Consider the following 13384-nt stretch of genomic DNA (forward strand, 5'->3'; position numbering starts at 1 on the left):
ATGAATTTTGTTCAAATGGAATAAAGCCATGGGCATCAACGGGAGTGGTGACTCCCGTTTCTTCATTAACTTCAACATATATTAAGCTCTACGTGCTGTTTTTTTCTATTTTTTCGACAATCTTATTGTACTCTTTCTAAACAACGGATACAGGTGAACTCAAACAACAGATAGAGATTGATCCACCTGTTGCAGGATGATATTCATACTTTGATTTTCCTCTATAAACTCGCTTGGGCAGTATGTTGTCCGCGGGGTTTTTTCTTTTGCGCTCTAACATCAATTATAACCTCACTTGCAGATTACCTGATGGCCAGATAGTGGAATATTAACATGTTATTTACTTATTATTGTGGTTTCCTACCGTAAAAATAACAATTGAAAATTTTAATATGGGATGGTGGCTTTTTCCAACTATCACAGTATTAAAATTTAATAATCTCATTTGAAGAAAATTATTGCTATATGTTTTCGAAAATATTAGAAATTTCAATATTAAATTTTGTAATTATTTTGTGGTTTTTAATGAATTGGATTATTGCTATGTGAGTGATATCACCCAGTGTGATCATCTAAATTTGTTCGGTACATTGTTTAATTTGGCCTTAAGAACTTTTGATTAACACTCTCTTTTTGTATGGTTATTGCGTTGATATTGTTTTATTATGGTTTTCATTTGGTTATTAAATTGTTTCTTATTTTGGATTGAATTGTTAATCAATTAATGCTCCTTGCTTATATATAGGAAAGGAAAATTCTTGTATTTATTGTTTGCAAAATGAGTCAAACAGGCTTGAAATGGGGAGTGAGACATTATGAACACCAAAATAAATGTTCAGTAACACTAAAGTAAATGTAAAAAATTCATTAAAAGTTACCCATTGAAATAGATCTTGTGTTACATTCTTTTCGTTTTTACTGGCTAGTATCTCTGTGTTTTTTGTATACAGAATTGTATTACTTGTTAATTAATAAAGGAAATTAAGCACAACAAAATTTCGCCGGATACTGCATTATGGTCAGCTAATGTTTTAATTAGTAAGGGGAAAATATCTTGACGGATCCGATTAACTTCATTAACAACATTCTTTGGGACTATGTATTAATATACCTGCTGCTTGGGGTTGGTCTCTACTTCACACTGCGTTCTGGTTTTATACAACTTCGCCATTTTGGCCACATGTTTTCAGTTCTGAAGAATAGTAATAAATCAGATAATTCTGGCATTTCATCTTTTCAGGCTTTATGTACTAGTCTTGCTGCCCGTGTAGGAACCGGTAACTTAGCAGGGGTTGCTATTGCAATTACTGCCGGGGGACCAGGGGCTATTTTCTGGATGTGGGTAGTGGCATTCATTGGTATGGCAACTTCCTTTGTGGAAAGCACGCTTGCCCAGTTGTACAAGACGAAAGACGATCAAGGGAATTATCGAGGTGGCCCTGCCTACTATATGGAGAAGGGGCTCAAGAAGCGATGGATGGGAGTGTTATTTTCATTTTTCCTTATTATCGCGTTTGGTCTTGTATTTAATGCCGTTCAGGCAAACTCAATTGCGGAAGCGGCTGCCTTTGCCTTTAATGTTAAACCTCTTTATGTCGGTATTGTATTAGTCATCATCAGTGGCGTAATTATTTTCGGCGGGTTGCGTTCCATCGCCCGGGTAGCGGAATTAGTTGTACCATTTATGGCGGGGGCTTATTTAATACTGGCATTTTGGGTTGTTGGTCACAATATTGAACGCATTCCAGATGTATTCGCATTAATTTTCAGAAGTGCCTTTGGCCTTCAGGAAGCGATAGCCGGAACATTAGGCTACGGCATCTCTCAGGCAATGCTTCAGGGTGTTCAACGCGGATTATTTTCGAATGAAGCAGGGATGGGTTCTGCGCCAAATGCGGCAGCGTCAGCTTCTCCCTACCCACCACATCCTGCCTCTCAGGGTTATGTGCAGATGTTGGGGGTATTTATGGATACCATCGTTATCTGTAGTGCAACGGCTGTCATCATCCTCTCTTCTGGAATTCTCAACGAAAACGTCACGGCTATCAGCGGAATTGAACTGACTCAGAGAGCATTGTCATCAGCGGTTGGGCATTGGGGAACAACCTTCATTGCTATTGCTATTTTCTTCTTTGCTTTCACATCGATCATTGCTAATTATGCTTATGCTGAAAGCAACATGATATTCCTGGAACGCAACCACACAGCCGGCTTATTCATTCTGCGATTGGCTGCGTTGGGAATGGTGATGTTTGGTTCATTGGCAGAAGTCCCTGTGGTTTGGAGTATGGCAAATTTATCAATGGCTTGTATGGCTATTGTTAACTTGATTGCCATACTGCTATTGTCAGGTATTGCGATAAAATTAGCCAAAGACTATAACCGACAGAGAAAATTGGGTCAGTTACCCACATTCAATATCAACTCTTACCCAGAAATTCAGCAACAAGTTGAAAAAGGTATCTGGGATAATGATGCTGTGCATAACAGCGGGAAAGATACTCGTTAGTACGGGGATATCCCAATAGATTGCGGATGCCGCTAATAAAGCAGCAACTCGAAAGATGATGAGTAATAGACTAAAACCGTAACAAGGTATTACTCATATAAAATAATGTTATCAGCCGGGCATTTTGGCCATTTCACAAATGCCCGGCTTTTATTTGTTCTTAAAATCATGCTTGAAAGTAAAAAACATCACATCTATTTTAGTTTCATCTACGATATAGTCATCATAACGTTACCTTTTTTTAAAATAGCTGACCAATCATGATAAGAATATTAATAGCATGCGTGTTTATCACTCTGTTGATTGGCTGCGCTTATTCCCCTGAGCGTGAAGACAGAAACAGTTATATTGTTGAACATTCCTATCCTTATTCAACTAAGCAGCATATTGATTCAGTTGATTTCCTTGTTTTGCATTATACGGCTTTAGATGACAGACGCTCTCTACAGGTATTAACGGGTGGAAAGGTCAGCGCGCATTATCTTATTCCCTCTCAACCAAAATATGAGAATGAAGAACCGATTATTTTTCAATTGGTTTCAGAAAAGGAAAGGGCATGGCATGCGGGAAAAAGTGAATGGGATGGATACCAAAGCCTAAACCGCTATTCTATTGGTATTGAAATTGTTAATTGTGGATTTAAGCAACATTTTATCAAAAAAGAGTGGTGTTTATATCACCCATCACAAATTGATGCAGTGATTCGATTGGCAAAAGATATTATTCAGCGTTATCAAATCAAGGCGGTGAATGTTGTTGGTCATAGTGATATAGCACCACTTAGAAAAGAAGATCCTGGGCCTGCTTTCCCGTGGCAATTACTTTATGAACAAGGGATCGGTGCTTGGCCTGATCATGTGACGGTCAATAAACATTTGGCTGGAAGGGCTCCTGATGTACCCGCATCTGTTCTGTCAATACAGAAAGCCTTAGCTTATTATGGTTATAGCATCCCTCAGACGGGTTTACTGGATGATGCAACCCACAAAACTATCCAAGCATTTCAGATGCATTTTCGCCCGTCAGATATCAGTGGTCGTCCTGATGCAGAAACAGAAGCGATTGCTTTGGCATTGGTCGAAAAATATCGATAACCGTATATGCTTAATGTATCGGAAAAGAAAAATAACAAAATAACATAGTGTTATTTAGCAAAAGGAATAGTGAAGGGGCATGCAGGAGCGGCCATTCAATGGCCGCTGACAATATCAAGCTTTATGATTCGCAGTTGTAAGTCAGATGCAATGGAAGTTTAACTTCAAGTTCAATATCTATACTTTGGCGAAAATCATAAGGTGTAATGCCATATTCTTTACGGAACATATATGTGAAGTGAGATTGAGAGCCGAAGCCGAAGTCCAGGGCAATATCAAAAATTGGCAATGAACTGTTTCTCAGTAGGGAAACTGCACCAGCCAAGCGTCTCTGACGAATGTATTTGCCAAGCGATATCCCTGTGACTTCTTTGAATATTTTCTGCATGTGCCAAAGTGAATAGCCAGAGTAAGCAGCAAGCTCTTCAAGATGAATGACACGGCCAAGATGGTTTTCTATCCATTTACTCAGTGCGCATACAAGTGCTAAGTGGTTATCTTGTGGCATTACAATTTTAAATTGGTTGAAGGTTGGGGAAGTATACACAACTTCTTTTCAAGATGACAAAATCGATCATTGCGAGGTTCAGTAATGACTGAATTAAAATTTGAATGTTTTATCATATAAAACCCCCTATAATATTTGATTATAACATTAACTACAATGAAATCATTCTAAGGTGGCCTAATTGAATATGAAAGTAATAGTATTAATTTTGTGCTTGATATTAGTATGTCTATTTTTGTATTTACTGGCACTGGACGTACATTGTGAGCAAGGTACCGTACACGGTGATCAAGGACATGGTCATGGACAATTCGAATTAGGTATTTGTTCTATTACTCGATATTTACCTTTTTGATGAGCATCCTAATCATTTTCCTGCTTACATGTGTGTTAACATACATTCGTGGTATTCATTCTTTGTAAATGATGTTTTAATATCCACCTGATTCTAATTAACAGACTAAATATCGCGTTAAGTCAGGGGATAGCCCAATTATTACAATAATTGAAGTAATTTAGATTCGAAAAATTTTGTGAGAATTGGGAGGCAGGTGGATTTTTTTACGCTACTCAGGTCTAAGAGCAACAAATAAAATGGCTTTTAATGAGACAGGTTCCAAGCATCGCAAAAAGAGGACTAGATGGCAGGACAACAAGAACAACAAACGACGCTTAAGCGTGGTTTAAAAAATAGGCATATTCAGCTTATTGCCCTCGGTGGTGCAGTAGGAACAGGATTATTTCTGGGCATTGCCCAAACGATAAAAATGGCTGGCCCTTCGGTACTTCTCGGATATGCGATTGCTGGATTTATTGCATTTTTGATTATGCGACAGCTAGGGGAGATGGTCGTTGAGGAGCCTGTTGCGGGGTCATTTAGCCATTTTGCTTATAAATACTGGGGAAACTTTGCTGGTTTTCTATCGGGCTGGAATTACTGGGCAATGTTCATTCTGGTCGGCATGGCAGAATTAACCGCCGTTGGTATGTATATCCAATATTGGTGGCCAGAGGTTCCGACATGGGTTTCTGCTGCAATATTCTTTGTACTGATTAACCTTGTTAATCTGATTAATGTTCGGTTATACGGTGAAACCGAATTTTGGTTTTCTATCATCAAAGTTACTGCAATTATCGGCATGATTATCTTTGGAAGCTATTTACTGGTTAGCGGTAATGGCGGTCCACAGGCAAGCATAACCAATTTATGGCAGCAGGGCGGTTTTATGCCAAATGGGGTTACTGGCTTGATTATGGCGATGGCGGTAATCATGTTTTCATTTGGTGGGCTGGAAACCGTGGGAATTACTGCGGCGGAAGCGGAACATCCTGAGAAAAATATACCAAAAGCAACCAATCAGGTTGTTTATCGAATCTTGCTGTTTTATATCGGTTCACTGGCTATTTTGCTTGCACTTTACCCTTGGCAGAACGTAGTAGAAGGTGGTAGCCCATTCGTTTTAATCTTCCATGATATGGATAGCTTTTGGGTAGCGAACATCCTAAACGTGGTGGTACTTACGGCTGCATTATCTGTTTATAACAGTGGTGTGTATTGTAATAGCCGAATGTTATATGGTTTGGCTAAACAAGGTAATGCTCCCCGCATTCTGACAAAAGTTAATAAACGTAGTGTACCTGTCTTGTCCATTGGTTTATCGGCCTTAGCAACATCGATTGGTGTGTTGATTAACTATATTATGCCCGGTAAGGCATTTGAGTTGCTGATGTCATTGGTGGTGACAACGTTGGTCATTAACTGGATTATGATTTGTTTTGCTCACCTGAAATTCCGCGCGGCTAAGAACAAAGAAGGTGTTAAGACCCAATTTCGGGCATTATGGTATCCATTCGGGAACTACCTGTGTCTGGCATTCTTGGCGTTCATTCTCATCATTATTCTGATGATGCCAGCAATTCGTATTTCAGTTATTCTGATGCCATTCTGGATTGGTGTATTGTGGGTGGGTTACTTGGTGGCTAGAGCAAAAAAGCAGACAAACGAGTAAGCTAGCTATTAATCCATTCAGCATGTTTTTCAGCCGGGTATGATATCGATATCCGGCTGATTATTATTGTCAGTACCAATATGACAAACATCAATATAACAAACACGAATATAAAAAACATAGTGATAGATGAAAACCAATTGATTAAGAGAATTTTTGTTATATACCCAATGAATTTCGATATATTAGATATTTACCATTGCCAACGTAACCAGCTAAACAGCACATTACCGTTATTGTATGTACCGGGAATATAGGTTGATTGAAAAGAGAGCCTATTATACTCAATGGAAAAAATCGGTAATGGTATGGGCAAGGGAATATATTGATAATCATGACGTGCTGTAATACTAAATGTAAACCCTCCGCCCACTCTGAAACTATCAAGGCCATTAGGAACCCACATTTTTTGAAACCCGTAGCCAATAATAGGCTCAAGACGATTATGTGAGTCCATAAAAACCATCGCATACAAAGAGTGCCAATCGTTATCTTTATCGTAATGAGATTTGCCGTAACCAAATCCCCAGGGCATTTCGTTGTACCTATCTGTTTTTTCTTTATCATAGGTAAAACGGTTATGCCATGTGATTACGGGTAAATAAATGTCATTATCTGGTGAATTCCATGTTGATGAGATATTACGCCTGAATTTTTCCAATAAGGAAGAATAAATGTATTTATAGCCTTTTTCTGTTTTTCCCTGCGGTACAGTCCCAGGCTCTGGAGTGGTACCTGAATAGGCCATCTCTGATGATATAAATAATGTTATTGGTAGAACATATGACGTGGCTAAATAAAACCTCATTTTAAAACTCCAACCACTCTAATTTCAGTAAGCTGTATGGAATCAGTTTACCATATAGATAGAATAGTCAATTTTTAGCAATTAATATTATAATTGAACAATATTTAATAAAAGATAAACAAAAAGTAATCTGGTTATATGTAGAATAATTATATTGTATGCTTCAATGAATAGGTGCGAATTTAACCATTATTTTATAGTTATCCAAAATGGAACTTCGGGATAACTATAACTCTCTGATCTACCCTATAGTAGGCGTAAAAAACAGCATTATATATTAGATTAATTAAAGTTGTTTCTTGGGTTAAAATTTTCTTTTTGTATTTATTCATGAAGTTATGTAACTTAAAAATTATTGTGTAATTTCAAATCGGTATGGAAGTTAAGTATTTTAAATATGTGCGTTAGCTCCAGCACCTGAAAAAAATGGCTTGCGATTATATAAAGAGTATGTGATAAAACACATGGGTAAACGAAGTTCTGTTTTGTTAATAAATAACAGCAACCAATACTGGTTTGTTTATTTTTATGCCTGTCGGCTAATAAAGTGATTCAAAGGAAATTTTTGAAATGGCAAAAATCACTGGTACCGTGAAGTGGTTCAACGAGTCTAAAGGTTTTGGTTTTATTACTCCAGCTGATGGTAGCAAAGATGTATTTGTACATTTTTCTGCAATTATGAAAGATGGATTTAAAACATTGTCTGAAGGCCAACAAGTTGAGTTTGAAATTCAGGATGGTCCTAAAGGCCCTGCTGCTGCAAACGTCTCAGCTTTATAGTAATAAATTCATTTTGGTTAGTATTTAATTACTGGCTAGATGTATTATTGTCAGTCTGGTTTTACTGTCTGATAATAAACTATTGCAAATATCACTCTATTGGGATACTAATAGAGTGATTTTTATTTTGACTCGGGGCGTTCTTTATTGAGCTGAGAAGTACCCGTATTACCTGATCTGGATAATGCCAGCGTAGGGAAGTCATGGTATCTCCTATTTTGATATCTGCTTTTCTTTGGCTGGTGATAGGAATCACCATAATGAGAACTAACTCACTGACTATCGCAGGGACAGATCCTAGCGGTGGTGCCGGCATTCAGGCCGATTTAAAGACTTTTTCCGCGCTTGGTGCTTATGGCACGGCTGTGATAACCGCACTGGTTGCCCAAAACACAATGGGCGTACAATCAGTTTATGATATCGATCCCCTCTTTGTTGCTTCCCAACTCGAATCTGTACTTTCAGATATCAGAATAGATAGCGCCAAAATTGGCATGTTATCGAATGCTGCTAATGTCGCTATAGTGGCTGAATCATTGCGCCGTTATCCTATTCCTTATATCGTATTGGATACTGTTATGCTGGCAAAAAGTGGTGATCCGCTATTATTACCAGAAGCCGTTACGGCAATGGTAGAACAGCTATTGCCAATTGTTTCTTTGGTCACACCAAACTTACCGGAAGCCGCTGCCATACTGAAATGCGCCCTTGCCAAGACAGAAGCTGATATGTTGCAACAGGGACGTGAATTGCTTTCAATAGGATGTCAGGCGGTTTTATTGAAAGGAGGTCATTTGATCGATAAGGAAAGCCCCGATTGGCTGTTTACTCCTGAAGGCGAATGGCGTTTTACTTCAACCCGGGTGAATACACGGAATACTCATGGTACAGGTTGTACTTTGTCTGCCGCACTTGCTGCATTGCGCCCCCGTTATCCTGATTGGCAAAGCACGTTGCCTGTTGCAAAAATGTATTTGCAGAATGCGCTTGCGCAGGCTGATACCCTCGAAGTTGGCCAGGGAATAGGGCCAGTCCACCATTTTTACCAGTGGTGGTGAATAATGTGGGTGCCCGCTTGTCATTAAATGAAATACTTGTATTAAATAATGGGGATACGAATATCCCCATCTTGAGTATGGAAGGCGAAAAAAGCTGGATTACGCAATTGTGATCTTTTTGTCGAGATAAACATCCTGAACGGAGTGAATTAGCTCAACGCCTTCTTTCATTGATTTCTTGAACGCTTTGCGACCAAGGATCAACCCCATGCCTCCGGCACGTTTGTTGATGACAGCGGTACGGACTGAATCACTCAAATCGTTATCGCCAGAAGCACCACCAGAATTAATTAATCCAGCGCGCCCCATGTAGCAGTTAGCAAGTTGGTAGCGAACGAGATCAATCGGGTGTTCAGTGGTCAAATTGCTATAAACACGTTTATCAGTATGCCCAAACCCAATAGCCGTATAGCCACCATTAGTTTCAGCCATTTTCTGCTTAACGATATCAGCACCAATGGTTGCTGCCAGATGATTTGCTTGGCCCGTTAAGTCGGCGCTGGTATGGTAATCAACTCCATCTTTTTTGAAAGCAGAATTACGCAGATAAGCCCATAACACAGTAACCATGCCTAGTTCATGAGCGCGTTCGAATGCGGCAGAGATTTCTTCGATTTGACGACGTGATTCAGGAGAGCCGTAATAGATTGTTGCACCGACCGCCACTGCACCCATGTTAAATGCCTGTTCGACACTGGCATACAAGGTTTGGTCATATTGAGCTGGATAGGTCAACGTCTCATTATGATTTAGTTTCACTAAGAACGGAATTTTATGGGCATAACGGCGAGAAACCGATGCCAGCACACCATAAGTTGAAGCAACACAGTTACAACCCGCTTCGATCGCCAATTCAACGATATTTTTGGGATCAAAATAGAGCGGGTTGGTGGCAAAAGAAGCACTCGCAGAATGCTCAACGCCCTGATCTACCGGCAAAATTGAGAGATAACCAGTGCCTGCCAGACGACCGTGATTCATTAAGGTCTGCATGGAACGTAAGACAGTATTGGGTCGATTATTTTCGATCATCACCCTATCGACAAAATCGGTGCCGGGGAGATAGAGATTTTCACGTGGAATGGTATTGCAGTGATGTTGTAATAAACTTTCAGCGTCTTTTCCTAACAACTTAGCGATATCAGTCATGATTAACTCCAGTTTGCAAAAGGCGCTGCTGATTGTTGTTGATATTTATATTGATCACAAGGTAAGCAGAGAGGGAAACCGTAGTGGATCGCTTCAGTTAATACAAATGTTGTTAAAATTTAATCATTCTGCATGACAGTAAAGTAAAATAATACTTATTTGGCATGATGATAAATAACCATTAGTCTATTCTGTAATTGAATAAATTGAGCGGTGTTTTCTTAAAGTTTCCTTCATTAAACTGAAGGAAATCAGATGATATTTATTCTATATGGTTTTATTACTCATAATAAATAATGTTACCAATTTCTGATTAATATGTATCCAATTGGAAATTGAAAAACATTAAGCTAATTTATATTTTTAAAGTGAAGGGTTATTTCCCTAATTAATTGAATTTATTGTTGTTTTTTATTTTTTGTATAAAAGAAAAGGCCAGCCCAAGGGAGATTGAGCCGGCCAAGGAGGTGGTTCCTAGTCTTACAGTAAAACTTTTTTAGTTCTTCGTTTTTCAGAGCAGATAATACGAGAAATAAAATGGTATTGATGTGATCTGTTTCTAAAAAAACATAACAATTTCTTTAAAACTTCATTTCGAATTATTTCACTGGAAATTCTTGTGAATGAGGAGCTCTGGTATTGCCGCTCTTTAAATGTCGGACAAGTAAGGCATAATTCAGATCAATTTCTTCAGGAATTGGGAGATAAACGATATGCCCATCACCGGGTGCGACTTCCACTGGCTGACCTTTCTTATTTGTCATGGATTCTAACGTAAAGTTAATATTGCCTGATGGTGTCATGAGCTCCAGTTGATCTCCAACAAGAAACTTATTCTTCACGGCGACTTCGGCCAATCCGTTGATTCGGTTGCCAGTAAGCTCACCAACGAATTGTTGAGTGTCCGATACCGAATAGCCGTATTCATAAGTCTGGTAGGCATCATGGGTATGACGACGCAGGAAACCTTCTGTATAGCCACGGTGTGCCAGACCTTCCAGAGTAGTCATGAGAGTGGGATCGAAAGGTTTTCCGGCAACAGCATCATCAATGGCACGGCGATATACCTGAGCTGTGCGGGCACAATAATAGAAAGATTTTGTACGGCCTTCGATTTTTAATGAGTGAACACCCATGCCGGTCAATCTTTCCACATGCTCAATCGCACGTAAATCTTTAGAGTTCATGATATAAGTGCCATGCTCATCTTCAAATGCTGACATGTATTCGCCCGGACGCTTGGCTTCTTCAATCATGAATACTTTGTCTGTTGGAGTACCCTGGCCCAATGTGGGTTCAACATTCTTGACAGGGATAGGCTCGTGCATATGAACAATATTACCGACAGTATCTTCTTTACCTTCCTGTACATTGTATTCCCAACGGCAGGCGTTAGTGCACGTTCCCTGATTGGGATCGCGTTTATTGATATAGCCCGATAACAGACAACGACCAGAATAAGCCATGCAGAGTGCGCCATGGACAAAAACTTCAAGTTCCATTTCTGGTACTTGCTGACGGATTTCAGCAATTTCTTCCAGTGAAAGTTCACGGGAAAGAATGACACGCGTTAATCCCATTTGTTTCCAGAATTTGACGGTAGCCCAGTTAACCGCGTTTGCCTGAACCGAAAGATGAATGTCTATTTCAGGAAATGCTTCGCGCACCATCATGATTAAACCCGGATCGGACATAATCAGCGCATCAGGCCCCATTTCCACAACAGGTTTCAAATCACGGATAAATGTTTTCAGCTTTGCATTATGTGGTGCGATATTGACGACGACATAAAAACGTTTACCTAATTCGTGGGCTTCTTTAATGCCTTGAGCCAACGTTTCATGGTTAAATTCATTATTGCGGACACGCAGGCTATAGCGGGGTTGGCCGGCATAGATAGCATCTGCACCATAGGCAAATGCGTAACGCATGTTTTTCAAAGAGCCGGCGGGAGAAAGTAATTCTGGAGTAAACATATTGTTAGCATTCTCGGTCTGAGTTCAAGTCAGCCCTTACCCTATCATCTTTATCATTACTAAGGGTAAGGTTAAAGGGAGGGGGATTTTAGCGCTTATTCCGTCATTAGCACAAATATATTATTGTCCCGGAAGGGGGCTAATAAGAGATGATTTCTTCTGAGATTACTTTGGACATCAGAACAAGTCACCCTGCATTGGTTATAAATTGAATTGCCGGATATGGTTAAAGAAAAACGCGCCGCTGATACGGCGCGAGCCATTAATTGTGTTCATTAATTTTATTTGGTCAAATCACGGATACTTTCCGTCGGTCCGGTTTTCATGACCGATTGTATACATTTCTTCATGCTGGCTTCATTAGCATAAGGTTCACTGACACCAATAATCTGATGATTGCGGGCTTTCAGGACAAAATAAGACTTACCTGACTTATTTTTTCTCACTTCATGGCGGGTTTTATCGGGAGAATTGACCCGCACAGAGTTAATACCTTTATTGGCAGCAGCCTTAGTGGTATACATTTCACTGTTCAAAATAATATCACCGCTTGCTGCCACCAGATTGAAGTAAAATTGCCCGTTCTTTGCTTTCTTAAGATCATAATGCCCAGTAGCCATAAGAAATTCTCCTGATTGGGTAATTATCAGCTTAAGTTTAGCTTGAATTTTGTACAGCAAAGAGGTTTGGCAAAAAATTTTTTTGTAGTCTTCCTGAAATCGCAACGACATTTAAGAAAAATCGCGTGAATTGTTGAGACAAAACCGGTTGCTGTGAATATCATCACATCAAACGACAGATCTCGGCTTCCCAACGATAGCCAAGGCCATAAATTGAACGAATAAAAGATTTATCTTCATCCAATTGTTCTAGCTTTCTACGCAAGTTCTTAATATGGCTGTCAATGGTACGATCATTCACGATGCGATGATCATCATAAAGATTATTCAATAGCTGATCACGGGAAAAAACACGCCCCGGTTGGCTGGACATAATCTTAAGCAGACGAAATTCAACGGGTGTCAGTTCAAGCGCCCGTTCAAGATAACGTGCCTGAAAGTGATTTTCATCTATGGTCAGCGCACCTTGTTCGCTGACGATATCTTGCGGGCGATAACAACGGCGCAGGATTGTTTTTACCCTGGCTACCATTTCCCGTGGGCTATACGGTTTGCAGATATAATCATCAGCCCCAATTTCTAATCCGAGAAGCCGATCAATTTCTTCCGTTTTCGCCGTCATTATTACAATCGGGATATCAGAAAACTTACGAATTTCCCGACAGACCGATAACCCATCAAGACCGGGTAGCATCAGGTCAAGTAAGATAATATGGGGTTGGTATCTTTGAACATGATCAATGACTTCATCACCGCGTTTCAGCCATTCAGTTTGATAATCTGCCGATTGCAAATAATCAACCAGCAACCGTCCCAATTTCGGTTCATCTTCAACGATGAGAACGGTATATTGTGTAGAATATATACTCATTG

12 protein-coding genes and 1 riboswitch are annotated in these 13384 nt (G+C 39.6%); of the genes, 6 read left to right on the forward strand and 6 right to left on the reverse strand.

Going from position 1 to position 13384, the window contains the following annotated elements:
• Positions 1-1054 precede the first annotated feature (1054 nt).
• Positions 1055-2509: an alanine/glycine:cation symporter family protein gene (locus tag Xmir_RS04685; protein WP_099113256.1), complete on the forward strand. Its 1455-nt coding sequence runs from the start codon at positions 1055-1057 to the stop codon at positions 2507-2509.
• 263 nt (positions 2510-2772) lie between these two features.
• Positions 2773-3603, forward strand: coding sequence for an N-acetylmuramoyl-L-alanine amidase (locus Xmir_RS04690; protein WP_244170857.1), 831 nt, complete (start codon positions 2773-2775; stop codon positions 3601-3603).
• 121 nt (positions 3604-3724) lie between these two features.
• Here Xmir_RS04690 and Xmir_RS04695 read toward each other — a convergent pair whose 3' ends face one another.
• Complete coding sequence (locus Xmir_RS04695; protein WP_047962082.1) at positions 3725-4111, reverse strand: helix-turn-helix domain-containing protein; 387 nt, start codon at positions 4109-4111, stop codon at positions 3725-3727.
• A gap of 187 nt (positions 4112-4298) precedes the next feature.
• On the opposite strand from Xmir_RS04695, the gene mgrB reads away from it, so the two are divergent.
• Positions 4299-4466 carry a PhoP/PhoQ regulatory lipoprotein MgrB gene (gene mgrB / locus Xmir_RS04700; RefSeq protein ID WP_099113258.1) on the forward strand — a complete coding sequence of 56 codons (168 nt, stop codon included), beginning with the start codon at positions 4299-4301 and terminating at the stop codon, positions 4464-4466.
• A gap of 286 nt (positions 4467-4752) precedes the next feature.
• Positions 4753-6120, forward strand: a complete 1368-nt coding sequence (locus Xmir_RS04705; RefSeq protein WP_099113259.1) for an amino acid permease — start codon at positions 4753-4755, stop codon at positions 6118-6120.
• 193 nt (positions 6121-6313) lie between these two features.
• On the opposite strand, the gene pagP is transcribed toward Xmir_RS04705, so the two are convergent.
• Entirely contained in the window at positions 6314-6928 is a 615-nt protein-coding gene (pagP, locus tag Xmir_RS04710; protein WP_099113260.1) for a lipid IV(A) palmitoyltransferase PagP, read from the reverse strand.
• 570 nt (positions 6929-7498) lie between these two features.
• On the opposite strand from pagP, the gene cspE reads away from it, so the two are divergent.
• Together cspE and thiD are read left to right on the forward strand one after the other, a co-directional pair.
• Positions 7499-7708, forward strand: a complete 210-nt coding sequence (cspE, locus tag Xmir_RS04715) for a transcription antiterminator/RNA stability regulator CspE (RefSeq protein WP_047962061.1) — start codon at positions 7499-7501, stop codon at positions 7706-7708.
• Between the two features lie 123 nt (positions 7709-7831).
• A riboswitch (TPP riboswitch) is annotated at positions 7832-7924 on the forward strand.
• A 44-nt stretch (positions 7925-7968) separates the two neighbouring features.
• Complete coding sequence (thiD, locus tag Xmir_RS04720) at positions 7969-8766, forward strand: bifunctional hydroxymethylpyrimidine kinase/phosphomethylpyrimidine kinase (protein WP_099113261.1); 798 nt, start codon at positions 7969-7971, stop codon at positions 8764-8766.
• Positions 8767-8865: 99 nt separating this feature from the next.
• Here thiD and fbaB read toward each other — a convergent pair whose 3' ends face one another.
• The 4 genes from fbaB to baeR all read right to left on the reverse strand — a co-directional run bounded on the left by fbaB (position 8866) and on the right by baeR (position 13382).
• Positions 8866-9915 (reverse strand): class I fructose-bisphosphate aldolase, encoded by a 1050-nt coding sequence (gene fbaB / locus Xmir_RS04725; RefSeq protein WP_099113262.1) that lies wholly within the window; start codon positions 9913-9915, stop codon positions 8866-8868.
• Between the two features lie 599 nt (positions 9916-10514).
• Positions 10515-11891, reverse strand: a complete 1377-nt coding sequence (trhP, locus tag Xmir_RS04730) for a prephenate-dependent tRNA uridine(34) hydroxylase TrhP (RefSeq protein WP_099113263.1) — start codon at positions 11889-11891, stop codon at positions 10515-10517.
• 281 nt (positions 11892-12172) lie between these two features.
• Positions 12173-12511: a YegP family protein gene (locus Xmir_RS04735; protein WP_099113264.1), complete on the reverse strand. Its 339-nt coding sequence runs from the start codon at positions 12509-12511 to the stop codon at positions 12173-12175.
• 163 nt (positions 12512-12674) lie between these two features.
• A complete protein-coding gene (gene baeR / locus Xmir_RS04740) occupies positions 12675-13382 on the reverse strand; it encodes an envelope stress response regulator BaeR (protein ID WP_099113265.1) in 708 nt (235 codons plus the stop codon).
• Positions 13383-13384 lie beyond the last annotated feature (2 nt).

This window comes from Xenorhabdus miraniensis (assembly GCF_002632615.1).